Here is a 23140-nt window from a genome sequence, read left to right as displayed (position 1 = left end):
TTGAAACCGGTTCTTCCCCAGGACGGCCGAGTATGCCCGGATCCGACACCGCCGCCGGAAAAATCTTCGGTGTAATGCCGACCTAAGACCCCGTACCGGTCAAGACTGCCCGCGCAGGTAGGCCAGGAAGGTAGGGCTGGCGCCCAGGGCCTCGAACACCGGCAGCACCAGTTGGAAACCGTTGTCGCTGTTGGTCAGGAACACCGCCCCCTTGCGGGTGGTCGGGCTGTACCACGCGAAGGTGGCAACCCCCTCGTCCCGGCCGGTGTGCATCATCACGGTCTCGCCGTTGAACTCCAGCACCTGCCAGCCCAGGCCGAAGCCGGCCTCGGCCGGGCAGGTGGCGGCCTTCGCGCCGGCGCACATCTCCGTCCTCTGGCTGACCTGGATGTGGCGGCGGTCGGCGGCCAGGCTTGTGGTCAAATCCTGGTCCCTCATCACGCTGGTGATGAAGCGGGCGTAGTCGCCAGCGGTGGTGTAGATCAGGTCGGCGGCATTGTACGTGGTGGCGTAGCCCGGCTCCAGCGCCTTGCCGGACGCGTCCGTGGGCACGGCGACGCGGCCGTCGAACCAAGACTTGTGCCCGCTGGCGGTGTCGTTCATGCCTGCCGGCTTGAACAGGACGGCCTGGGCCAGGCTCTCGAAATCCTGCCCCGTCTTCTTCTCCACATAGCGGGCGACGTACTGGTAGCCCTCCCCCGAATAGCCGTAGGAGGTGCCGGGCGTGAACTGGAAGGCCAGCGGCTTGCCTTGCCCCCGCCAGTTGGGGAATCCCGTCTGGTGGCTGAGCGCCAGGCGCGGGGTCAGCAGCTGCCGGCGGTCGTCATTGGCGATGTCGGGATCGGTCCAGTAGTCGGCCATGGGCGCGTCCAGCGACACCGTCTTCCGCGCGGCCAGGCGCAGCACCACCTCCGCCGTTATGGGCTTGGTCAGCGAGGCGATGTTGTACAGCGTGGCCGGCGTGGCGCGCACGCCGGGACTTTGCTCGCCATAGGCGGCGGTCAGCGCGACCTTGCCATCCTCGATCTCGGCGATGGAAACGCTGGGCACCTTGGCGCCGGCCAACAAGCCGGGGACCGCCTGGTCCAGGGCCGCCCGGATGTCTTTGGGCTCCGCCGCCAGGGCGCTGCCGCCCAGGGCCAGGGCGGCGGCCATCACCGGCACCCCCCACAACGTCCGTCTCATGTTCGCTCCCCACCTTAAGAAAGGCCGTGTGGGGACAGGACACCATGGGGCGGCGGGACCGGGAAGCCCAAGAAACGCAAGTGTTGCAATGCCGTAGCAATTTTCCCCGGCCCTGCAACAAAGGCCGCCGCCGGTTACGGGCGGTTACTTGTTACGGGTGGTTACTTGGCGAAGATCAGAGATTCATCACGAAACGCCTTGAATTCCAAGGCATTGCCGCTGGGGTCGTACAGGAACATGGTGCCTTGCTCCCCCACCTGGCCCTTGAAGCGGACATAAGGCTCGATGACGAAGGTCTGCCCGCCGTCGCGCAGGCGATCGGCCAGGGCGGTCCAGTCGTCCCAGGCCAGGATCAGGCCGAAGTGGGGCACCGGTACCTCGTGGCCGTCCACCGGGTTGTGATCGTCGCTGGGCGCCGCCGCCTTGCCCGGCACCAGGTGGGCCACGATCTGATGACCGTAGAGGTCGAAATCCACCCATTCCGGCGAGCTGCGCCCCTCGGGGCAGCCCAGCAGCTCCCCATAGAAGGCGCGGGCGGCGGCCAGGTCATGAACGGGGAAGGCCAGGTGGAAACGTGGGCGCTGCGTCATCTTCATCCACTTTCTTAAGATTGATTATTATAGAATAAAACCATCAGTTTGTTCGGTGAGTCTCACGTTAGATATCGCTTCAGGTTGGTGTATCCGGCACCGTGGCGTCGATGCGGCACATACCGTCCCTGCCGGCAAAATAGTACATCAGGCCGGGCCGGTGGTCAGTCCCAAGGCGCGGGCGAACCAGCGCCCGTCGTGTGCCCTACCCGAGACGGGTTCATTATCCGATAGGACGTATACGACAGGCAGTCGGAAAACCGGTAGAACTCGCCCCCTGTTCCCTGCCATTACCTGAGTGGACGCCGCCTTGGTCATCATGCCTGACGCCCCCCGCCCCACTTTGCTGTTCGTCGTGACGGAAGACTGGTATTTCCGGTCCCACCGTCTGCCGACAGCGCGGGCGGCCCGCGACGCCGGGTTCGACGTCGCCGTGGCTTGCCGGGTGGCCAAGGATGGGCCGGCCATCGCGGCGGAGGGGTTTCGCGTCATCCCCCTGCCCTGGCGGCGCGGCAGTTTCAACCCCTTGAGCGCCCTGGGCGACATTCGCCGCCTGGCGCGGCTCTACCGCCGGGAACGACCCACCATCATCCACCACATTGCGGTGAAGCCCACGGTGCTGGGCGGCTTCGCGCTGTTCCTGGCCGGCCTGCGCGACACCCGGGTGGTCGCCACCCTGGCCGGGCTGGGCCTGGGCCTGTCGGGCACGGGAACCAAGGCGGCCTTGGGCCGGGTGCTCTTGCGCCTGGCGCTGAACGCCGCCGGTTGGCGCCGGGGCCAGGCTCTGGTGGTGCAGAACAGCGACGACGCCGCCCTGCTGGCCGCCGGCTGGCCCCGGCCGCCGGCGTCGCGCCTGATCCGCGGGTCAGGTGTCGACCTGACGCATTATGAGGAACTGGCGGAACCCCTGGGGCCCGTTACCTGCGCCCAGGTCTCGCGCATGCTGACCCTGAAGGGGGTGGAGGATCTGGTGGCCGCCGTGCGTCTCGCGCGTGCCCAGGGCACCGACCTGCGTCTGATCCTGGCGGGCGCGCCCGACACCGACAGCCCGGCCGCCATCCCCCAGGCGACCCTGGACACCTGGGCGGCAGAGCCCGGCATAGAATGGCTGGGCGCTGTCAGCGACGTGCGCACCGTCTGGGCCCGCGCCGGCATCGCCGTGCTGGCCTCACGGGGCGGCGAAGGCGTGCCCAAAAGCCTGCTGGAGGCGGCGGCCTGCGGCCGTGCCATCGTGGCGACCGACGTGCCGGGCAGTCGCGAGGTGGCGGTGGAGGGGCGCAACGCCCTGCTGGCCCCGCCCCGCGATCCGGAGGCGCTGGCGGCCGTGCTGGCCCGCTTGGCGCAGGACGCGGCCCTGCGCCGCCGGTTGGGCCTGGCCAGCCGTGGCGTGGTGGATCCGGAGTTCGGTGAGGCCGAGGTGGGCCGGCGCATGCGCGACCTTTACCTGGGCCTGGTAACCCCGGTGCCGGTCCCGCGCCGGGATGGCGGACTGTAAGCGGAGGACGGAGGATGCGCGCGCGGCGTTGGAAACGGGTTCTGCTGCTGGTCGCCCTGCTCGCCACGGGCCGGGCCGGCGCGATGGAGCAGGAGGTCACGATCAACGGCGGCCCGGGCCCATTGGCCGGCACGTTGCAGATGCCGGACACGGCACCGCCCGGGCCCATCCCCGCCGTACTGATGGTGCCCGCCTCCGGTCCGGTGGACCGCAACGGCAACGGCCCGTCGCTGCGCACCGACGCCCTGCGCCAGTTGGCCCAATCCCTGGCCCTGAAGGGCATCGCCAGCCTGCGCATCGACAAGCGCGGCGTGGGCGCCAGCAAGGCCGCCCTGATGCGGGAAGAGGACCTGCGGCTGAACACCTATGTGCAGGACACCGGCCAGTGGCTGGCCTTCCTGCGCGCGCAGCCAGGCATTGGCCCCCTCTTCCTGCTGGGCCATAGCGAGGGCGGGCTGACCGCCATCCTGCTGGCCGAGGAGGTGCCGGTGGCGGGCCTGATCCTGGTGGCCACCCCCGGCCGCACGTACGGCGACATGATGCGCCAGCAGCTGCCGCGTACGGACTTGGCTCTGGACGTACAGCGGGCAGCGTTGGACGCCATCACCCAGCTGGAGCAAGGCCGGCCGGTGGCCAAGGTGCCGCCGCCGTTGATGAGCCTGTTCCGCCCCAGCATCCAACCCTACCTGATCTCGGAACTGACCATCGATCCGGCAGCGGAACTGGCCCGCACCAGCCAGCCCGTGCTGGTGTTGCAGGGAACCAACGACATTCAGATCGACATGTCGGACGCCGTCCGCCTGTCCCAGGCCCGCCAGGGCGTGCGGCTGGAGCGGCTGGAGGGGGTGAACCACATGATGAAGAACGCGCCCCTGAACGACCGCGCCGGCAACCTGGCCACCTACACCGATCCCGGCCTGGCCATCAACCCCGGAATCACCAGCGCTATTGTCCGCTTCGTGCGGGGGAATGGGCAGTAGGTCAAACCTCCAGCAGTTCCGCCTTGTAGCGCCGGCTGGCGGTTACCGTCAGGCCGGTGGTCAGGGTGATGTCCAGGTCGCCGGAGGGGCGGCTGTCCACGCGCTGGATGGTGGCGCGATTCAGCAGGCGGGAGCGGTGGACGCGCACGAACAGGCGGGGCGGCAGGTCGGCCTGGATGTCGGCCAGGGAACGGCGGACCAAATGCACCCGCTCCGCCGTCATGACCTCGACATACTTGCCGGCGGCGCTGACCTGGATGATCTCCTCCGGTGCCACGAACACCCGGCGGGTGCCGACCTTCAATTCCAGGCGGGCCGGAGGTTCTACAGCGGCCGGCGCAGCCGCTGGCGCTGAAACCGCCGCGGCCTGCTGCGCCTCCACCAGCGCCACCACGCGCGACAGCCGCACCAACTGCCGCCCCATGGTCAGGATGGCGGCGGCGATCAGATACGTCAGCGCGTCCTTGCGGACCTCGTAGAGGAAGATGTCGGCCCAACTGCCGGCGCTATGATAGTGGCCGCCCACCAGGGCATACACGATGACACGAATGCCCATCATCAGGCTGATGTGTACGACGCCATAGGCGATCATCAGCAGCAGATGCAGGCCCAGGGTGCGCAGCGGCGCCCGCGCCCAACCCGGCGCCCGCCTGATCCCGAGATAGACCAGCGGCAGCGCCGCCAGGCCACCCAACGCGCTGGAATATTCCCAGCACATCGGCTCCCACGCGGCGATGGGGCGGCCGTCCCGCTTATGCTCCGACAGGACGGACAGCACGTTGATGGTGGTGGGCAGGAAATAGAAGACCAGCCACACCAGCGCCCAGGTGGCGCGCGCCGACAGCCGCCATCCCGGCAGCATCACCGCCTGCGCCGCCCTTTCCGCCGCTGGTGCCGTGGACATCGCCGTTCAATCCCCATCCGCGCCCTTTATCCCGCCGCCCGCGCCCTCGCCTCTTGGGGGCGCCGGCGGCCGGATGGCAGCGTAGCGCCATCGCCGGTGCCCCGGCCAGCCTGATCATGAGGATGCGACGCCGATGTCCGTTTCCGCCCCTTCACCCCTCTCGACACGCCGGTATGACCTGGACTGGATCCGCGTCATCGCCTTCTTCCTGCTGATCCTCTATCACGTGGGCATGTTCTACGTGCCGTGGGACTGGCACGTGAAAAGCCCGCATACGGTTCCGGCGCTGGAACCCATCATGATGCTGACCAGCCCATGGCGGTTGACGCTGCTGTTCCTGGTCTCGGGTGCTGCGACACGTTTCCTGGCGGACAAGATGGTCATAGCCGACAAGATGGCGGTGGGGGCGCTGACCCGGGCCCGGGTGGCCCGGCTGCTGCCGCCCCTGCTGCTGGCCATCTTCGTCATCGTGCCGCCGCAGAGCTTTTTCGAGATCGTGGAGAAGGTGCCGGATCAGGCCCTGCCCTACGCGGCCTTTTACCTGAAATACGTCACCGGCAGCGGCCATTGGTGCCGGGGGACGGACTGCCTGGCGACCCCGACCTATAACCACATGTGGTTTGTGGCCTATCTGCTGGCCTACACCCTGGTGCTGTGCGGCCTGCTGGCTGTCGGGAGGGAACTGCTGAGGCGGCTGGAGCGTGGCATGGAATTGGCCTTGGGTGGCTGGCGCCTGCTGGTGCTGCCCCTCCTGTTCCTGGGCCTGATCCGTTATGCCCTGTTGGACCGCTTTCCCATGACGCACTGGATCGTCAACGACTGGTACGACCACGCCCTGTCGTTCAGCGCCTTCCTGTTCGGCTTCTTGATGGCGAAGTCGGAAACGCTGCGTCAGGGCTTCTTACGCCTGCGCTGGCCGGCGCTGCTGGTGGCCCTGCCCGCCTACGCCGTCTTCGCCACCTATGCCTGGGCCTACCGCGCGGACGATGCGGTGCCGCCCGAGGCCTTGCGCGCCGTCATGCGCTTCGTCTATGCGGCGGATCAATGGGCCGCCATCGCCGCCGTGCTGGGTTTCGGCGCCCGCCATCTGACCCGCGACAGCGCCGCCCTGCGCTATCTGGTGCCGGCCGTGTTCCCTTTCTATCTGGTGCATCAGACGGCGACCGTCGTCCTGGGCCATTACTTGGCCAAGGCGGGCCTGCCCCAGGGGCTGGAGGCGCCCCTGCTGATTCTGGGCACCTTCGCCACCTGCCTTGCGGTTTACGAGGCGGTGCGGAGGGTGAACCCGCTGCGGCCCTGGTTCGGGCTGAAGCCCCGGCCGGCCGTGCGCTTGGAGGCACAAGCGCAGGCGGCCTGAGGCCCGACCCGGGAACGTCAGTTCATCAGGTTGGCGCGCGGCAGGCTGATGCCCAGGGCCAGACCGCCCTCCTGCCAGTCGAAGTCCAGACGCCCGCCCAACTGCCCCGCCAGCAACAGCTGGCACACGGTCAGGCCGAAGCCCTTGCGCATCGGTGGGCGGATGTCATGCAGGCCCCATTCGCGCCAGTTGACCGACAGCGCGTTGTCGTCGCTCTGCCACGACAGATCGACGTGGCCGTCCGGATGATTCAGGGCGCCATAGCGGGCGGCGTTGCCCGCCAGTTCGTACAGCGCCAGGCCCAGCGCCTGCGAGGCCTGCGGGCCCAGCACCGTCTGCGGTCCGCTCCGGGTGACGCGGGCGCCGCTGGGATCGAAGGGATCGAAGGAGATGTGGGCCAGGCTGTCCATGTCGGTGCCCACCCACTGGCGGCTGGCCACCTGGCTGTGTATGGCGGCGAGCGCGGAGATGCGTCCCTCCACCAGGGCGACGAAGTCGTCCACCGAGTCCGCCCGCGTCAGCCGCAGGATGGATTGCACCACCGCCAGCGCGTTCTTGGCGCGATGGTCGACCTCCTGCATCAGGAAGGAGATCTGGCGTTCAGAGCGGCGATGCTGCGAGATGTCGCGGGCGATCTTGGACGCGCCGATCAGGTTGCCGTCAGCGTCGCGCAAAGGCGAGACGGTCAGCGAGATTTCCAGCGTGTGGCCATCCTTGTGACGGCGCAGCGTCTCAAAATGGCTGACGCGCTCCCCCTGTTTCAGGCGGGCGAGGATGCTGGGCATCTCCGCCTCGCGCCCAGGGGGGGCCAGCACCGCGATGTTGCGGCCGATCATTTCATCGGCGGTGTAGCCGAACAGACGCTCCGCCGCCGCGTTCCAACTGGTGACGGTGCCGTCCAGCGTCTTGCTGATGATGGCGTCGTCCGACGAGTCGACGATCGCGGCCAGAATGGCGTGCGGGGACAAGGCTTCCATCGGTCGGCAGTGCCTCCAACCAACCCAAAAACAAGGTTAACGCCGACCAACGCCGGCTGGGCCGGATTTCGGGCGCCCGTCGCCGTGGACACTTTTGAGGAAGGTGTGAAACCCGCTAGAAAAGTAGGGTCCCCGTCGACGTCGGCAGTCTGGCCCAATGGATGGCCGCACTTCAAACGGACCTTAGACCTATACCCCCGGCTGGCGCGGTGCTGCGGCAGATAATCGCTTGGACATACATCTATTCTAGAATAACTCTGATTTATAGCGGCGGCTGGCCGGGATGGTGGCGCCGTTGGTCAACGTCAAGTCCATGTCGCCGGAGGGCCGGCTATCGATACGGACGATGGCGCCCCGGTTCACCACATGGGAGCGATGAACCCGCGCGAAGTCCGGTGGCGGCAATTCCGCCTGGAAATCCGCCAGCGTACGGCGCACCAGGTGGACGGTCCCGGCGGTCACCACCTCGATGTAATTGCCGGCCGAGCGCACCACCAGGATGTCCGCCGGTGCCAGGTACACCCGTCGCGATCCCACCTTCAGCTCTATGCGCGCCGGTTCCGCCGCCGTTGCTGGTGGGGCCTGTCCTTCCATGGTCTGGGCCGCCGCGCTTGCCGCCGCCGCCTCCACCAGGGCCAGCGACCGCGACAGGCGGATCAGGTGGCGCACACCCACCACCACCAGCACGATCAGCAGATAGGTCAGCAGATCCTTGCGGAACTCATACGGCAGGTCGTCCCGCAGGTCGTCCACGGCGTAGCTTTGCCCCAGCGCGCCATAGGCGGCCATGCGCAGCACGGTCATCGCCGCCAGGTGCAGCGTGCTGAAGGCCAGGGCCGTACCCAGGAACTGGACCGCGCAGCGCAGCGGCGCCTCCGCCCAGCCCGGCGTGTGGTTGATGGACCAGCGCACCAGGGGCAGCACCAGCAGCAGGGCCACGCCGCTGGAATACTCCCGCAGGAAGGGTTCCCAGGCGGGGATGTCCTGGTTCGTCCGCTGATATTCCGTCAACAGCGCGAAGGCGTTGATGGTGGTGGGGAGAAAGGCGAAACCCAACCACACGAGGGCCCAGGCTTTCAGGCTGGGCGTACTCCAGAAGACTGACAAACGATCCACCGCCGGTCTCATTTTTTCATCCGCTTGGCCCTGCCGGCCAACCATCCGTCCCCATCGGCCCCGGAAAGCCCGCCGCTCGCGTCAGGGAAATGGTCAGCTCCCCTCCTTAAGGTCAGCCTAGGGCAGTGGCGCGGGCAGCCGCCACATGTCTTACGACCAGGGGCCGAAAGAACATGATGCCTTCCCGTCCTGCGCCAGCCGTCACCCGCCGTCCCGACTTGGACTGGATCCGGGTTCTGGCGTTCTTCACCTTGATCGTGTTCCACGTGGGCATGTTCTACGGGCCTTGGGAATGGCATGTGAAAAGCCCGCACGAAGTGCCGGCCATGGCGCCGGTGCTGATGGCGACCAGCCCCTGGCGTCTCAGCCTGTTGTTCCTCGTATCGGGGGCCGCGACCCGTTTCATGGCCGACAAGATGACGGTGGCCGCCCTGACCAAGGCGCGGCTGGCCCGTCTCGTGCCGCCCTTGGTCTTCGCCGTGCTGGTCCTGGTGCCGCCGCAGACCTACTACCAGGTGATCGAGCAGGCAGTGACGCCGGTTGAGACCTACTATCCGGCCTTTTACCTGAAGTACCTCAGCGGCACGGGCCACTGGTGCCGGGTCAATGATTGCCTGACGACCCCCACCTATAACCATATGTGGTTCGTGTCCTATCTGCTGGCCTACAGCCTGGGGCTGTCGGTGCTGCTGGGGCTGGCGGGGGATCGGCTGCGGGCGGCGGGGACCCAGCTGGAGGCGCGGCTGGTGGGCTGGCGGCTGATGGTCCTGCCCTTCCTGGCGCTGTGTGCGCTGGACATGCTTCAGCTGCGCTTCGCCATCACCCACTGGATGCTGCACGACTGGTACAATCATGTCCTGTCGTTCACCGCCTTCCTTTTCGGCTTCCTGATCGCCAAGTCCCTCCCCCTGCGGGACGGTTTCATCCGTTGGCGCTGGTGGGGGCTGGCCCTGGCCGTGCCCGCCTACGCCGTGGTGGCCTATTACACCTGGGTCTACCCCTTCGGCGCGCCGCCCGCCCCGCTGGGCATGCGCGCCGCGATGCGCCTCGTCTATGCCGCCCAGCAATGGGGCGCCATCGTCGCCGCGCTGGGCTTTGGTGCCCGCCACCTGAACCGTGACGGTCCCGTGTTGCGGTACCTGGTGCAGGCCGTCTTCCCCTTCTACCTGGTCCACCAGACCATCACCGTGGTGGCGGGGCATAACCTGGCGCCCCTGGGCCTGCCGCAGGGGCTGGAGGCGGCCATCCTGGTCGTCATCACCTTCGCCGGATGCTTCGCCACTTATGAGATCGTCCGCCGTGTCAATTTCTTGCGGCCATGGTTCGGTCTCAAACGCCTGCCACCGCCATCCAAGATCGCCCTGGAGACTGGTGAGGTGCAGACGCAAAGCCAGACACAACCGGCGCAGGCCTGATCATTGGATAAGCTATCCTCAAGATAGGATTGCTTTTTCTGAAAACTTTCTTCGTCTGTCGCAAAGTTTAAACCCAAATTTAACAGAGCTGTGATTATCCGGTGACCGGGGCGGTTTGTAAGGTGGTCCCGCCCAGGCCCTTCCCCGGCCTTTGGGCACCCTTGCCCCTGCCAGGATGGCCGCCCCCATGCGCCAGACGCCCCCCGCCCGCCTTGCCTTCCTTGTCACCCGCCTCTCGGCCCTTCGGATCGCCCTGCGCGCCCGCCTGTCCCGCGCGCTGAATAGCCGGGCTGGCGCGGCCGTGGCCCCCGTCCTGGCGGGTTTCTGGCGGCTGCTGGGCCGCCTGGTGCCACGCCCCACGCGGCTGCGGTCCAAGTTCATGGCCGTGGGCGGCACGCTGCTTTTCCTGGTCCTGCTGCAAAGCGCCATCGGCATCGGCATCGCCCGTCAGTCCCGCGCCATCCTGGAAGGCACCACTGCCCAGACCGATGGCGCCATGGCCGACCTGGGCTTGGCCGCCACCCTGAAGAACATGCAGGTGCAGGTGCTGCTGACCCAGACGCTGATGGGGACCCTCTCCGTGGCGGAACCGGCGGAGCTGAACAACTCCCTACGGGCCATCGCCACCACCTACGCCGCCGGCCTGGAAGAGGTGCGCCGCGTAGCCGCGCGGGAGCGCGCGGGCGGCACTGCTGAGAACAACCCGCTGGGGGACGTGGCCACCAAGGTGCAGATGGCCAAGACCCAGTTCGACGCCCTGCAGGAAACCGCCATGGCGTTGAAGCCGCTGGCAGGCAAAACCGTCGCCCCGGCGGACCAGCTGTTGAAGCTTTCGGCCCAGGTTGACGGGCTGAACGACCATCTGGACCGCATGGCGGAGGCGATGAAGCTGGTGGCCAAAGGCGACCAGGCCCAGGTGCGCGCGGGCAATCAGACGGCCCTGGGCGTCATCGATGATCTGAACCACGGCATTCAGGCCAGCACGGCGCTCGGCTTGATCCTGTGTGGTCTGGCGGCCCTGTTCCTGATGCGCGGCGTGCTTTCCCCCCTGCTGGCCGTGGCCGGGGCCACCCGGGACCTGGCGGGCGGCCAGCTGGACGTGGCCTTGCCCGCCGCCCGCAAGGATGAGATTGGGGAGATGGTGGACAGCCTGTCCGTCTTTCGTGACAACGCCCGCGCCGTGGAGCGCCTGAACGTGGAGCGGGACCAGGAACGCGCGCGGGCCGAGGAAATGCGCCGCCGCGCCCTGGAGGACACGGCCCACACCTTCGAGACCAAGGCCGGCCGCATCCTGGGCTCGGTCACCGAGGCCGCTCATGGCCTGGTGGAAACGGCGCGGGCCGTGTCGCGCACCGCCGCCGGCGCCTCCACCGCCGCCAGCGCCGCCGAGACGGCCGCCCAATCGGCCAACGGCACCATTCAGGGGGCCGTGAGCGCGGCCGAGCAGCTGCGCGCCACCACGGCCGACGTGCTGGAAAGCGTGGCCGAGGCCGCCAAATTGGCCCGTACCACCGCCGACAGCACCAAGGGCACCAGCGAGCTGATCGAGCGGCTGACGGCGGCCTCGCGCCGCATCACCGACGTCGTGGCCCTGATCCAGACCATCGCTGGCCAGACCAACCTGCTGGCGCTGAACGCCACCATCGAGGCGGCGCGTGCCGGCGAAGCTGGCCGCGGCTTCGCCGTGGTGGCCAGTGAGGTCAAGGGCCTGGCCGGCCAGACGGCCCAGGCCACGCAGGACATCCAGCAGGAAATCGCCGCCATGCAGGCCGCCATCGCCCAGGCGGTTCAGGCTTTCCGTGAGATCGTGGCGGCGGTGATGCGCATCGACCAGGTGAACGACGGCATCGCCCGCACCATCACCGACCAGGCACGCGCCACCCAGGCCATCGCCGTCACCATGACGGACGCGGCACAGGGCGTCACCCGCGTCGGCGGCGATATCGGCACCGTGGCCCGCGCCGCGAACGACACGGGCCTGGCCACCAACCAGGTGTTCACCGCCAGCAGCGACCTGTCGGTGCAGGCCAAGGAGTTGCAACGCGCCGTATCCGACTTCCTGTCGGCCATCGTCGCGGCCTGAGCCATAGCCGCCCCGCAGGGCGGCATCACCTCATATCTTGCGAGTCGGGACGGGGCGCGGCCAAGGTCGCGCCCCGTTGGCGTTTGGGGACCGTTCGGCGCCCGGCGCGTTCGGCGGGGCCTATACCCTTTGCCCGCGCACGCGCGGCGATGTGCTGCACCTTTTTGGCGGGGGTGGGACCAGGGGACCCGCAGCCGGCGGGGGAAAGAACTACCTCTGCAGGACAGGGATGCCGGCAGCAACCCTATCCCCTACTTTGTAGTCTATCAGGAATAAGGGAATTCCCTTATTTACCGTATGTAAACTTGTTTACGATGTCCTTATATGGACTGCCCTGGTTCGGCCCCTTTCTTTATTCGCGGCGTCGCCTTCCCTGATGGTTGAGCGCGGATACCAGACGCGGGTGGCGGACCTGGGCGGCGGAATTGGCGACGATCCCGTGCTGGGGGTGCCGTGTATCGGCCCTTGATGGCGGTGGTCAGAGAGGCCAAGTCCCCAAGATGGCCACAATTCCCGTGGATATCCTGGGGAGACTGCCTCGCCCCCTCACGAGAGATAGGATTTAGGAAATGACGACGACGGACAAGCCGAACACCGGCCGGGGCAAGACCCGCAAGCGCACCATGCTGGCGGCCGAGGAAGAGACTGGCACCAGCGTGGACAGTTATGTCGGCGGGCGCGTGCGCCTGCGCCGCACCCTTATCGGCATGAGCCAGGAGAAGCTGGGCGAGGCCATCGGACTGACCTTCCAGCAGGTGCAGAAGTACGAGCGCGGCGCCAACCGCATCTCGGCCTCCATGCTGCACAAGATCGCCCAAGTGCTGGACGTTCCCATCAGCTTCTTCTTCGACGGCCTGGGCCCCCAGGGCCAAATCCCGGCGCCGGCCATCGAGGCGGCGGTGGAAGGCGGCCGTCCGCCCAGTGAGCGGCGCGAGACCCTGGAACTGGTGCGGGCCTATTCCCGTATCACCGAAAGCTCGGTGCGCGACAGCATCATGGCCTTGGCCAAGTCGCTGGCCAACCATAACGGCTGATGCCAAAGGCGGCCCTCAAAGGCCGTTGAGCCTATCCGTTTTGCATTGCGGCATGGTTCGGAACCATCCACGGTGCGGATCAATTGAAGAAGCCGGAGGATGACGCGACCGTCATCCTCCGGCTTTTTGTTTGGAGTCGCCGTCCTGGCTGATGTCTTCGCCCGGCTTGCGCAAAGGGCTGACCAAGGCTAGGGACCATTGCCCGCCCTGCAACGCGCGCGCAGCGGACATGCAGGCAGAAAACAGGAAGACTGTGGGGGCCTGCCGTTACACGTGAGCCTTGTAAAACTTTCCTTAACCGCTGGGGCAGATAGTGATGGTCATGGGGCACGACGATACCGAACAGGGGTCGCCACCAGCCGCTTCCATGCCATTATTCGTTTCGTCTCCGGTTTCATTAATGTTTTCGTCCGCCTCCGCCCCTGCGGTTGGGGTGGATGGCGACCGGATGGCACGACCTTGGCACGCGAAGGCTCGGGTCATGCACGCTGGTTAAATCAAGGCTGCACCAAACGAGGGCTTGGAACTGACTTTCTGGTTGCGGCACCGCAGCAAAAAGCTGGTATCGTTGCCTTGAGCCGGGATGGATGCCATGACAACTTTATCTCTCAAGAAGCCGCTGGGCTTTGAAACTAAACTGACTCTCGACGCCGCGCAGCGCGGCACCGTCGGTGACCGCGGCGCAACAAAACGCGTCGTCGTCCTGGAACGGGCCCCTGCGCCGGTACGCAGCCGCAGCGGCGGCCACGCCGATCGTGACACCGGTCGCTTCGACCGGGGCGACCGCCAGCCGGACCAGGAGTTCGGGGAGCGCCGCCAGTCTCGCGGCGACGCGCCCTACCGTCCGGCGCATCATGATTATGAGCGCCCGGACAGCGATTTCCGACCCAACTACCGGGCCCTGGAAAACCGTTACCAGGACAACCGGGACAGCCGCCCCCACGGCGGTGAGCAGCGCGGCCGTCCCGGCGGGCGCCCCGCTCATGGCGGCCGCGGCCGTGAGGATGACGCCAGCGACCGGCCGCACGTCCTGTGGCCGCCGCGCGTGGTGGTGAACGATTTCGACGGCGCCACCATCTCCCTGCCCCGTGTCGCGGGCACGGCGCTGGAACTGCCGGAAGACCTGGCCAATGTGCATGCGCAGCTGAGCCGCCGCTTCCCCGAGGCTTTCCCCGAGGATCCGGTGCCGCTGAGCCTGACGGTGGAAAAGGAATTGGCCCGGGCGCTCGGCGACGCCGAGTTGATCGCCGCCGCCGAGTCCTTCCTGTTCGTCTATCGCGCCCACCCGGCCTATCTGGCCGCCGTGGTGCGCAACACCCGCCGCGTCACCCTGGATGGCGGCCGGGCGGAACGCATCGAGCCCGAGGAGCGTGAGCAGGCCCTGTGGACCCTGCGCGCCCTGGACACCACGTTCCAGTAAGCACCGTCCTTAAAGGCATCCCGGCCTCATGAACCGGCCTCCCCGACCACCGGGGAGGCCGTTTTTGTCTGTGCCTTGATCCAGGACCCAGGATCAAGTGGGCGGCGGAGGTGGTTCCTCGGCGTCGGAGAGGAAGCGCTCGCGCAGCAACTCCCAATCCTGCCGCCCGAACTCCACCGCCGACTGGGCGACGGCCACGGCACGGTCCAGGTCCGCCGCCACGCAGGCCTCATGCAGGGCCATGGCCAGATCCTGCAGGCGGATCAGGCCGCAGGTGCCGGCGGTGGCCATCAGGTCGTGCGACTCCGCGCGCAGGGCCTTCAGGTCGCGGTTGCGCGCCGCTTCCGCCAGCGTTTCCACCCGCTGCTTGCCCAGGGAGAGGAAGCCGCTGACGATGCGGATGAAGTCCGGGCGTGCCGCCATGGCGGCCAATTCACCCAGCCTGTCCTCCGCCAGGATGCCGAACAAGGGCGGCACCGAGGCCACGGGTTCCGGCGGAGTCTCCGGTTCGGCGGCCTGGCCGCAGGCCCAGTGCACCACCTTGCCGATGAAATGGCCCCGGTCGAAGGGCTTGGCGACATAGTCGTCCATGCCGGCCGCCAGATATTCCTCACGCATGCCCGCCATGGCGTTGGCGGTGATGGCGATGATGGGCATGCGGGCGCCCATGGCGCGCATGCGCCGCGTGGCCTCGATGCCGTCCATGCGCGGCATCTGGATGTCCATCAGCACCAGGTCGAAGCGGCGGCAGCGCACCGCCTCCAGCGCGTCGACCCCGTCCTGCACCAGTACCGCCTCGAACCCTTCCTTGGCCAGCATCAGGCTGGCCACCTCCTGGTTCACAGGGTTGTCTTCCACCAGCAGGACACAGCGCCCCACGCCGCGGCCTTCCGCCGGCGTGGGTGGCGCGCCACTGCCGCCCCAGACCGCGGGGGACGGGCGGCTGGCGGGCAAGGGCGCCGTGAACCCCTCCTGGAAGGGCTGTTCCGCCGGTTCCAGCGGTACCGTGAACCAGAAGGTGCTGCCGGCGCCGGGTTGGCTGGACACGCCAATGGTGCCGCCCATCAGTTCCACCAACTGGCGGCAAATGGCCAGCCCCAAACCCGTGCCACCGAAACGCCGGGTGATCGAGGTGTCGGCCTGGCTGAAGCTCTCGAACAGGCGGGCCGCTTGCTCGGCATTGACGCCGATGCCGGTGTCCCTCACCTCCCCCCGCAGGCTGAGGCCGGCACGGCCGTTGGCGCGCGTCTGCGGCGTCAGCGCCAAGCTGACGTTGACCTCGCCGCGCAGGGTGAACTTGATGGCGTTGCCCACCAGGTTGACCAGGACCTGGCGCAGGCGGGTGGGATCGCCCCGTACCAGCACCAGCCGGCCGCCGGCGTCCAGATCGCCGCTATGGTCATCGCCCCCCAGCAGTTGCGTGCGGAAGGCCAGGCCCTTTTCCCGCGCCCGGGGCGCCAGGATGGTGGCGACACCGTCCAGCAGGCCGCCCAGGGAGAAGTCGACGATGTCCAGGTCGACCTTGCCCGCCTCCAGCTTGGAGATGTCCAGGATGTCGTCGATGACGCCCAGCAGGGCCTCGGCGCTTTCGCGGATGGCCTGGGTGAACCCCCGCTGCTCTTCGTTCAGCGGCGTGTCCAACAGCAGTTGCACCATGCCCATGACACCGTTCATGGGGGTGCGGATCTCATGGCTCATATTGGCCAGGAATTCCGATTTGCTCTGGCTGGCGGCTTGGGCCTGGACGCGCGCGCGGTCCAGGTCGCGGGCTAGCACCGCCAGGTCATGGGCCTGGCGCTCCAGCCGCTCCTGCTTTTCCGTCAGCATGGCGTTGGTGGCCTTCAGGTCCCGCGTGCGGCGGGCCACGTCGCCCTCCAGCCCTTCCAGCAGGCTGACATTGTCGAAGCCGGCCGGGATCTTGGTGGCGAACAGCTCCAGCAGCCGCTGGTCCATGTTGGAGGGCGGGTCCTGCGCCTTGATCAACACCACCGTGCGCCCCACCTCCCGGCTGGAAATGTGCAGCACGCTGAGGTCATCCACGAACAGGGACCGTTTGGTGCTGAGCGCCCGCTCGATCAACTCGGCGCCGGGTATCGGCGCGTCCGCCTGGTCGTTCAGGTAGGCGTAGACGCCGCTGGCGGCCAGCACGCCCAGGGGCTGCCCCTCCAGCGCGTGCACGCAGACCACGCCCAGGGGGCCGCAACTGAGAAAGCTGCCCACCTGGGTCAGGACACCGGTGGCGAAGTCACGCATGGATCGGATTTGGAACAGGGTGGCGGCGCTGTCGATGATGCGTTCCAGGCCGCGCCTGTTCTCCTCCAGCGCCATGATGTGGCCGTAGGACCGCAGGGCGGTGATGATGGTGGTGGTGAGGCGCGCGGCGCTGAGGTCCGCCTTGGGGCGGTAATCGTCGATGTCGTAGTCGACGATGACTTGTTCCTCCGGTGCCATGCCCGGCTGCCCGGTACGCAGGATGATGCGCGTCGCTTCGTTGCCCAGGTCGCGGCGGATGCGGCGGGCCAGCACCAGGCCAGCGTCGTCGGTTTCCATCACCACGTCCAGCAGTACGACGGCGATGTCCGGCACCTCCGCCAATATCCGGAACCCCTCCGCCCCGGAATGGGCGGACAGTATATCCACCTTGCGGTCGCGGAAGCGCAGACGGTTCAGGACCATGCGGGTCAGGGCGTGGACTTCGGCGTCGTCGTCGATGACAAGGATCTTCCAGGGGGGCAAGACGTCCGGCCGCCGTGAGTCGGCTCCGCCGTCATCCTCCTCCCGCCACATGGGCTCCTCGTCCATACCCTGCATCTGCCCTCTTCCCCTTGGGGAAACACGCCTTTCTGCCGGCGGTCCCCCTCTGCGCCACCCCTGTATCGCGAGATGGCTTGTCACATCAGACTAACGCAGATACCCCAATCGGGACATTCCTCTTAAGGTTTCATCAGCGTTCGGCGACAGCTTTTCCACGTTGGCCCGTATATCCGCTTAGCCGGTTCTAGAACGGCGAAGACGAACCTGACGAGGCTTGTAGATCCATGTCCCGCTTCCGTACCCAACTCCTTTCGACCCTGGCGGTCGGTGTCTTTGCCGTCGGTGTGGCGGCAGGCGCCTTAGCCCAGGACACCACCTCCCATCCGGCTCCGATGGCGATGGCGCATGAGCACCATCGCGGCGGTCCGTGGGAACATGTGGATGGCCGACTGGCCTTCTTGAAGGCCGAACTGAAAATCACTGCCGCCCAGGAAGGGCAGTGGAAGAAGTTCGAGGCCGTCGTTCGCGCCAATGCCGAGGAAATGAAGCAGAAGGCCGAGAAGTTCGAGGCCGAGCACAAGGCGCGTTGGGAGCAGATCGAGGCCGCCCGTAAGGCCGGCCAGCCGGTCGAGCGCCCCGCCCCGCCCTCGCTGACCGACCGCCTGGACCGCGCCGAGAAGATGGCGGCCGAACACGCCAAGCACATCAGCGAGATGAAGGCCGTGCTGGCGCCGCTGTACGCCAGCTTCACCCCGGAGCAGAAGGAAAAGGCCGACACCATGCTGGCGCGGGCCATCGGCCCGCATCATGGTCCGCACGGCTTCGGCGGCCATCACGGCTTCGGCGGCGGCCGCTTCGGTGGCCCCGGTCCCGGTGACCAGGGCATGCACGGCGGCCCCGGCCGTCCGGGCCCGGACGGCGATGACGACGGCGACATGCCGCCCCCGCCGGATCTGCCCGACGATGCCAACTGATCCTGACCGGACGGTTGGGACCATGTGAATGAAGGCGGCGGCGGATCGTTGGGATCCGCCGCCGCTTTATTTATGTGTGGGACACCTAGGCGCGGTTGGGCACCAGCGACACCAGGCAGGCGATGGCGCCGGGCACCGCCATCAACAGGAACAGCCAGTGGGCGGCCGACTGGCCACCGATGATGCCGCCTGGGTCGACCAGGCCGGCGCTGTTGGCGATGACGCCGGACAAGGCGGCGCCGAGGGCCCCACCCAGGGATTGCATGGTGGCGATGGCGGCCGACGCCTTGTCCTGCTCCGCCTCCCCTGCCCGCTTCAGGACGCCCGCCACCAAATGGGCCCAGCACAGGCCCACGCCGCCGCCCATGGCCAGCATGGCGAGGATCGCGGGCAGCAGGGAAGCCGGGTCGTCCCAGGCTCCGGAACCACCCAGCACGGGGGCCAAGGCCAGCGTCGCGCCCGCTTCCAGCGCACAGCCGGCGCTGATGGCCAGCACCGCCCGTCCGCCGCTGAGCGTGCCGGTGAAAAAGGCGGTCAGCGTCCAGCCCAGCGCCACCAGCGCCACCAGATACCCTGAGGCCAGTGGCGCCACACCGTGCAGGGTCTGCAGGAAATAGGGGATGTAGACATCGCTGGAGACGGTGACGATCAGACCGAACATGATGAGATACAGCCGGGCGATGGGCTGGCCCAGCAGCGCCGCTCCCTGGGGCAGCAGGCGGAGGGGCGCACGGCGTTCCACCACCAGCATGGCGGCGAACAGAGCCAGCGACCCCGCCAGCAGCCCGGCCTTCAGGTCGCCGCGCTCTTCCGTTCCCGCCGTGCTGACCAGCAGCACCGCCGCCAGCAGCAGGCCGATCTGCACCAGGGGTGCGCGGGCGTCGGCACGCTCATCCGCCACCCGGGGCAGCAGGCGCGGGGCGGACAGCGCCATGATCAAGGCTGGTGGCAGCAGGATGAAAAAGCCCCAGCGCCAGGCGGATCCATCGGCGAACAGGCCGCCGGCGGTAGGGCCGAGGAAGGTGGCCACCCCCCAGATGGCGGCATAGAGGGTCGAGGCCTTGCGCCACAGCGGCTCAGGATAGACATGCCGGATGAAGGCGTAGGCGAGTCCCGACAGCATGCCGGCCCCCAGGCCCTGCACCGTGCGCCCCAGCAGCACCACGGGCATGGACGGCGCCAGGCCGCAGACCAGGCTGCCGGCGCTGAACACCAGGGCGCCCACGGTGTAGACGCCGCGCAGGCCCAATGTCCGGGGCCGCAAGGCCACGAACAAGGACCCCAGCACCGCCGCCGCGACATACAGCGTGGTGACCCAGGCGAACAGCTCCAGCCCGCCGATGTCGCGCACGATGGAGGGCGCCACCGTGGCGGTGACATAGGTTTCCACCGCGAACAGGGTGACGCCGCCGCCCAGCATCAGCGTGGCCGGCAACAGTCTGGGGGAAAAGAGCTGGAAGACCGAGACGGCGGGGGGCTGGGGCGTCTCGGTGGGGTCGGGTCGGGGGTTAACGGACATGGGGTGGCTTTCCTCGCGGGCTTATCCTTGACCTGCTGGATGATTTTTTCCAAGTTATTAATTGGAAAATATGTCCTGACCGGATTTAAGCAAGCTGAAACTTGGAATATGACCCGCCAGTCACCCGTGAACCGCATCCTGCTGCTGTTGAAGACGGAGGGGCCCCAGGCCACCGCGACCTTGGCCGCCGCGCTGGGCATCACCGGCGAGGCGGCGCGCCAGCAGCTGTCGCGCATGGCCGAGGACGGCCTGGTGGTCAGCGCCGGCGAAGGGCCGGCCGGCCGGGGCCGTCCCCGCCAGCTATGGCAGCTGACGGCGGCGGGCCATGCCCAGTTCCCGGATGGCCATGCCGCGCTGACCAACACCCTGCTGTCTACCCTGGTGGCGCAGCTGGGCGCCGGCGCCCTGGATGCCGTCATCGCCGCGCGGGAGGCGGAGACCCTCGCCCGCTATCGCGCCGAGCTGGCGGACGCCCCGGACCTGGCCGAGCGCGTCCGCCGCCTGGCCGCCATCCGTTCGGCGGAAGGCTATATGGCCGACAACTGGATGCTGGATGACGGCAGCTGGCTGCTGGTGGAGAACCACTGCCCCATCTGCGCCGCCGCCACGGCCTGCGCCGGCTTCTGCCGGTCGGAATTGGAAACCTTCCGTGCCGTATTGGGCGCCCAGGTGGAGCGGACGGAACACGTTCCGAATGGCGCACGGCGCTGTGCGTATCGGATCGTCCCCTAGCGTTTCCCAGCAAATCCGGAAAACGTTCGGGCATAGGCGTTCGGCGCCTGATCCTGCCCGCTGCAGTCATTCCGCGCCTTGCCGTCGCCGGGGCAGGCGCCGCTGTCCCGGCTGATCTGCCAGAACGACAGGCCGGCCAGACCATGCTGGTCGGCGAAGGTGCGCAGCAGGGCGGCGTCGGCCAGGGTGAAGACTTCATCCCCCGCGTCGTTCTGGCCGATCATGGGCGTGGCGGCGATCATGGCCCAGTATTGTGCATCCGTGCGGCCAGGCAGCAGGGTTGCCAATTGCTGGCGGACGTGAACCAGCCCCTCCACGGACCGGGGCCCCATGCGGCCGGCGGATTTGCCGTCGCGGTAGTCCATGGTCATGAGGTTGACGACGTCGAAGCGCACGCCGGCCGCCACCGCCGACCGCAGCACCGCCAGATCGATGGGGCGCATGCCCAGGTCCGGGCGCACGGCCAGGGTGAAGGACAGGTGCAGGGCCTTGCCCGCCGCGTCCCAACGGTCCTGCAGGCGGCGCAATCCCTGGGTGCGCGCCGCGACGATGGCGGGACGCAAATTGTCATGCACGTCGCCATCCTCGGCATCGATGTCCAGATGGTCGATGCCCAGGCGGGTCAGCGCCACGTCATACTGGTCGGCGATGGCGTCGGCGCCGGCGCAGCGCTCCGCCAGGTCGTCGGCGTTCCAGCCACCGCTGGACAGGATCACCGCGCCCCCGGCGGTGCGGAAGGTGGCCACCCGTTCCATCAGCCGCGCCTCGGGAATGGGCCAGCCGCCTTGGCAGGAGCCTTGGGCGTTGAAGAAGGCCAGCGTCAGGCCCTTCTGGCCGGTGGCCTTGGCCCAAGCGGCCAAGTCGGGGTCGTTGGTGAGGTCGACATAGGGCGCGAAACCCAGGCGGGCGTCGGCCGCCTGCGCCGCCCCGGCTGCCAGCACCAAGAGGATGGGCAACGCCTGAGCCGCGCGCCGCGAGAAATGTCCCAACCCCATGCCCTTCCCTCCCGGATGCCCTTGATGGTCGGGCAACCGTAGTGGAGCGCGCGCGGCCCACGGCACCGGATATTCCGGCAATATCGTCATTTGAAGGTAATTGGGGGAAGGCGAAGGCGCCCTCCCCCCTTTTACTTGGCACCCGGGGCGCGGAAGGTGCCGCCGGCCTGCATGGCCAGCCACAGCACGCTGGCATAGGCGGCCGTGGACTGGTCGATGGTGGGACGGTCAATCCGGTCCAGCGTGTCATCGGCGGTGTGGTGGATGTCGAAGTAGGTGGTGGCGTCCAGCGACAGTTCCGCCACCGGCATGCCGGCCTCGGCCATGGGCCCCAGGTCGGAGCTTTCGCCCTCCCCATCGGCACCCTGGATGACGCGCAGGGGCTTCAGCGTCGCGGCCATGGCGGCGATGGCGCCCTCGGCATTGGCGTTGGACTTCAGCTTGAACTGCCAGACGGGGCCGATGCCCAGGTCGGCCTCGGTGCCCAGAACATAATGCGCGGCGTCGGCCGCGTGGGCCTTGCCATAGGCGGCGGCGCCGTAGGTGCCTTCCTCCTCCGCCGCGAACAGCACGATGCGCAGGGTGCGCTTGGGCTTTTCCGGCAGGCCCTTGATCAGCTTGGCGGAGGCCAGGGCGATGGCCACGCCGGCACCGTCGTCGATGGCGCCCGTGCCCAGGTCCCAGCTGTCCAGGTGCGCGCCCATCACCACGATCTCATCCGGCTTCTCCGTACCCTTCAGGTCGCCCACGACGCTGTAGGTGGTGATGGGATCCAGCGGGCCCACGTCCAGCACCAGCTTCATCCTCACCGGGCCGCGCTCAAGCAGGCGGTCCAACTGGCCGGCGTCGATGGTGGAGATGGCGCCGGCCGGGATTTTGGCCACGCCGTCCTCATACCGCGTCATGCCGGTGTGGGGCGTCCGGTGGGCGTCGGTGCCGACGGAGCGGATGATGACCGCCGCAGCACCCTTCTTGGCCGCCGCCGCCGGGCCGGCGATGCGCATGGCTACGGCTTCGCCATAGCCGCTGCCGTCCTGGGTGCGGGCCATGGGCAGGGCGATGTAGGCGATCTTGCCGGTCAGCGAGCCGTCGGGCGCGGCCTTCAGATCCGCGAGACTGGCGAAGCGCACCACCTCGGCCTCGATGCCTTCCGGCCCGGTGCCTACGCTGGCGCCCAGCGCCGCCACGGCCACTGGCTGCGGCATGGGGGCGATGATGCTGGCGCGTTCCAGGCCGCGCCGCCAGCCGGGCATGGGCACGGCCTCGGTGTGGACATCCTGCAGGCCCATGTCCTTCATGGCCTTGACCGCCCAGGCCACGGCCGCCGCGTCATTGGGCGTGCCGGGCAGGCGTGGGCCCACCTGGGTGGTCAGCGATTCCACAACCTCATAGGCGCCGCTGCCGGCTAGCGCGCGCTTCTGCAATTCCTTCACGCTGTTGAGCGCCGAGGCGGGAATGGTGGCCGGTCCCGCGTCGGCCCACGCCGCGGTGGCCAGAAGGCCCGCGATGACGCTCAGGGCAACGCCCGTGCCCAAGGCCTTGTTCTTCAATCCCAACACGCCCTTGTCTCCCATCCATCGCACTGTCCCGGGCGCGGCCCCCGCCATCGT

18 protein-coding genes are annotated in these 23140 nt (G+C 68.0%); 9 read left to right on the top strand and 9 right to left on the bottom strand.

Translation table 11 applies throughout. The features are described from left to right. Positions 1-99: 99 nt before the first annotated feature. Both FBZ88_RS05255 and FBZ88_RS05250 read right to left on the bottom strand, forming a co-directional pair. A complete protein-coding gene (locus tag FBZ88_RS05255) occupies positions 100-1185 on the bottom strand; it encodes a serine hydrolase domain-containing protein (protein WP_211102522.1) in 1086 nt (361 codons plus the stop codon). 161 nt (positions 1186-1346) lie between these two features. Continuing rightward, positions 1347-1775, bottom strand: coding sequence for a VOC family protein (locus FBZ88_RS05250; protein ID WP_145609379.1), 429 nt, complete (start codon positions 1773-1775; stop codon positions 1347-1349). Positions 1776-2094: 319 nt separating this feature from the next. On the opposite strand from FBZ88_RS05250, the gene FBZ88_RS05245 reads away from it, so the two are divergent. Both FBZ88_RS05245 and FBZ88_RS05240 read left to right on the top strand, forming a co-directional pair. Beyond that, positions 2095-3270 (top strand): glycosyltransferase family 4 protein, encoded by a 1176-nt coding sequence (locus FBZ88_RS05245; protein ID WP_145615710.1) that lies wholly within the window; start codon positions 2095-2097, stop codon positions 3268-3270. 14 nt (positions 3271-3284) lie between these two features. Continuing rightward, the gene (locus tag FBZ88_RS05240) at positions 3285-4250 is read left to right on the top strand and encodes an alpha/beta hydrolase (RefSeq protein WP_145615709.1); all 966 of its coding nucleotides are present in this window, start codon (positions 3285-3287) and stop codon (positions 4248-4250) included. Position 4251: 1 nt separating this feature from the next. Here the strand turns inward: FBZ88_RS05240 and FBZ88_RS05235 are convergent, their stop codons facing one another. After that, positions 4252-5154: a LytTR family DNA-binding domain-containing protein gene (locus FBZ88_RS05235; RefSeq protein ID WP_145615708.1), complete on the bottom strand. Its 903-nt coding sequence runs from the start codon at positions 5152-5154 to the stop codon at positions 4252-4254. 133 nt (positions 5155-5287) lie between these two features. On the opposite strand from FBZ88_RS05235, the gene FBZ88_RS05230 reads away from it, so the two are divergent. Next, entirely contained in the window at positions 5288-6511 is a 1224-nt protein-coding gene (locus tag FBZ88_RS05230) for an acyltransferase family protein (protein WP_145615707.1), read from the top strand. A gap of 17 nt (positions 6512-6528) precedes the next feature. On the opposite strand, the gene FBZ88_RS05225 is transcribed toward FBZ88_RS05230, so the two are convergent. Together FBZ88_RS05225 and FBZ88_RS05220 are read right to left on the bottom strand one after the other, a co-directional pair. Further along, positions 6529-7488: a PAS domain S-box protein gene (locus FBZ88_RS05225; RefSeq protein ID WP_145615706.1), complete on the bottom strand. Its 960-nt coding sequence runs from the start codon at positions 7486-7488 to the stop codon at positions 6529-6531. 246 nt (positions 7489-7734) lie between these two features. Beyond that, complete coding sequence (locus FBZ88_RS05220; RefSeq protein ID WP_186464213.1) at positions 7735-8604, bottom strand: LytTR family DNA-binding domain-containing protein; 870 nt, start codon at positions 8602-8604, stop codon at positions 7735-7737. A 173-nt stretch (positions 8605-8777) separates the two neighbouring features. On the opposite strand from FBZ88_RS05220, the gene FBZ88_RS05215 reads away from it, so the two are divergent. From FBZ88_RS05215 to FBZ88_RS05200, 4 genes are all read left to right on the top strand, one after another. Then, positions 8778-10019: an acyltransferase family protein gene (locus FBZ88_RS05215; RefSeq protein ID WP_211102520.1), complete on the top strand. Its 1242-nt coding sequence runs from the start codon at positions 8778-8780 to the stop codon at positions 10017-10019. Between the two features lie 187 nt (positions 10020-10206). After that, positions 10207-12102, top strand: coding sequence for a methyl-accepting chemotaxis protein (locus tag FBZ88_RS05210; RefSeq protein ID WP_186464212.1), 1896 nt, complete (start codon positions 10207-10209; stop codon positions 12100-12102). A 623-nt stretch (positions 12103-12725) separates the two neighbouring features. After that, the gene (locus FBZ88_RS05205; protein WP_044560789.1) at positions 12726-13136 is read left to right on the top strand and encodes a helix-turn-helix domain-containing protein; all 411 of its coding nucleotides are present in this window, start codon (positions 12726-12728) and stop codon (positions 13134-13136) included. Between the two features lie 592 nt (positions 13137-13728). Then, a complete protein-coding gene (locus FBZ88_RS05200) occupies positions 13729-14556 on the top strand; it encodes a ProQ/FINO family protein (protein WP_186464211.1) in 828 nt (275 codons plus the stop codon). A 93-nt stretch (positions 14557-14649) separates the two neighbouring features. On the opposite strand, the gene FBZ88_RS31260 is transcribed toward FBZ88_RS05200, so the two are convergent. Beyond that, a complete protein-coding gene (locus FBZ88_RS31260; RefSeq protein WP_145615702.1) occupies positions 14650-17367 on the bottom strand; it encodes a DUF3369 domain-containing protein in 2718 nt (905 codons plus the stop codon). A gap of 227 nt (positions 17368-17594) precedes the next feature. Here FBZ88_RS31260 and FBZ88_RS05190 point away from each other — a divergent pair, with 227 nt between their 5' ends. Further along, positions 17595-18284 carry a Spy/CpxP family protein refolding chaperone gene (locus FBZ88_RS05190; protein ID WP_145615701.1) on the top strand — a complete coding sequence of 230 codons (690 nt, stop codon included), beginning with the start codon at positions 17595-17597 and terminating at the stop codon, positions 18282-18284. Between the two features lie 85 nt (positions 18285-18369). On the opposite strand, the gene FBZ88_RS05185 is transcribed toward FBZ88_RS05190, so the two are convergent. After that, entirely contained in the window at positions 18370-19803 is a 1434-nt protein-coding gene (locus tag FBZ88_RS05185; protein WP_145615700.1) for an MFS transporter, read from the bottom strand. Positions 19804-19911: 108 nt separating this feature from the next. Between FBZ88_RS05185 and FBZ88_RS05180 the strand changes: the two genes are divergently transcribed. Next, complete coding sequence (locus FBZ88_RS05180) at positions 19912-20535, top strand: helix-turn-helix transcriptional regulator (protein WP_145615699.1); 624 nt, start codon at positions 19912-19914, stop codon at positions 20533-20535. On the opposite strand, the gene FBZ88_RS05175 is transcribed toward FBZ88_RS05180, so the two are convergent. Further along, on the bottom strand, positions 20532-21530 hold the full coding sequence (locus FBZ88_RS05175; protein WP_186464210.1) for a glycoside hydrolase family 18 protein: 999 nt from the start codon (positions 21528-21530) through the stop codon (positions 20532-20534). The two genes, FBZ88_RS05180 and FBZ88_RS05175, sit on opposite strands and share 4 nt — an antisense overlap. A gap of 131 nt (positions 21531-21661) precedes the next feature. Then, positions 21662-23089 (bottom strand): M20/M25/M40 family metallo-hydrolase, encoded by a 1428-nt coding sequence (locus FBZ88_RS05170; protein ID WP_211102518.1) that lies wholly within the window; start codon positions 23087-23089, stop codon positions 21662-21664. Positions 23090-23140: the final 51 nt, after the last annotated feature.

This window comes from Nitrospirillum bahiense, assembly GCF_007828025.1.
GTDB classification, from domain to species: Bacteria; Pseudomonadota; Alphaproteobacteria; order Azospirillales; family Azospirillaceae; genus Nitrospirillum; species Nitrospirillum amazonense.
This window is presented reverse-complemented; position numbering and strand designations above follow the sequence as displayed.

What these genes read in the sequence shown, in the direction of transcription:
- FBZ88_RS05255 (WP_211102522.1), bottom strand. Translation starts at nt 1,185, where the DNA reads ATGAGACGGACGTTGTGGGGGGTGCCGGTGATGGCCGCCGCCCTGGCC.
- FBZ88_RS05250 (WP_145609379.1), bottom strand. Translation starts at nt 1,775, where the DNA reads ATGACGCAGCGCCCACGTTTCCACCTGGCCTTCCCCGTTCATGACCTG.
- FBZ88_RS05245 (WP_145615710.1), top strand. Translation starts at nt 2,095, where the DNA reads ATGCCTGACGCCCCCCGCCCCACTTTGCTGTTCGTCGTGACGGAAGAC.
- FBZ88_RS05240 (WP_145615709.1), top strand. Translation starts at nt 3,285, where the DNA reads ATGCGCGCGCGGCGTTGGAAACGGGTTCTGCTGCTGGTCGCCCTGCTC.
- FBZ88_RS05235 (WP_145615708.1), bottom strand. Translation starts at nt 5,154, where the DNA reads ATGTCCACGGCACCAGCGGCGGAAAGGGCGGCGCAGGCGGTGATGCTG.
- FBZ88_RS05230 (WP_145615707.1), top strand. Translation starts at nt 5,288, where the DNA reads ATGTCCGTTTCCGCCCCTTCACCCCTCTCGACACGCCGGTATGACCTG.
- FBZ88_RS05225 (WP_145615706.1), bottom strand. Translation starts at nt 7,488, where the DNA reads ATGGAAGCCTTGTCCCCGCACGCCATTCTGGCCGCGATCGTCGACTCG.
- FBZ88_RS05215 (WP_211102520.1), top strand. Translation starts at nt 8,778, where the DNA reads ATGATGCCTTCCCGTCCTGCGCCAGCCGTCACCCGCCGTCCCGACTTG.
- FBZ88_RS05210 (WP_186464212.1), top strand. Translation starts at nt 10,207, where the DNA reads ATGCGCCAGACGCCCCCCGCCCGCCTTGCCTTCCTTGTCACCCGCCTC.
- FBZ88_RS05205 (WP_044560789.1), top strand. Translation starts at nt 12,726, where the DNA reads ATGCTGGCGGCCGAGGAAGAGACTGGCACCAGCGTGGACAGTTATGTC.
- FBZ88_RS05200 (WP_186464211.1), top strand. Translation starts at nt 13,729, where the DNA reads ATGACAACTTTATCTCTCAAGAAGCCGCTGGGCTTTGAAACTAAACTG.
- FBZ88_RS31260 (WP_145615702.1), bottom strand. Translation starts at nt 17,367, where the DNA reads ATGCAGGGTATGGACGAGGAGCCCATGTGGCGGGAGGAGGATGACGGC.
- FBZ88_RS05190 (WP_145615701.1), top strand. Translation starts at nt 17,595, where the DNA reads ATGTCCCGCTTCCGTACCCAACTCCTTTCGACCCTGGCGGTCGGTGTC.
- FBZ88_RS05185 (WP_145615700.1), bottom strand. Translation starts at nt 19,803, where the DNA reads ATGTCCGTTAACCCCCGACCCGACCCCACCGAGACGCCCCAGCCCCCC.
- FBZ88_RS05180 (WP_145615699.1), top strand. Translation starts at nt 19,912, where the DNA reads ATGACCCGCCAGTCACCCGTGAACCGCATCCTGCTGCTGTTGAAGACG.
- FBZ88_RS05175 (WP_186464210.1), bottom strand. Translation starts at nt 21,530, where the DNA reads ATGGGGTTGGGACATTTCTCGCGGCGCGCGGCTCAGGCGTTGCCCATC.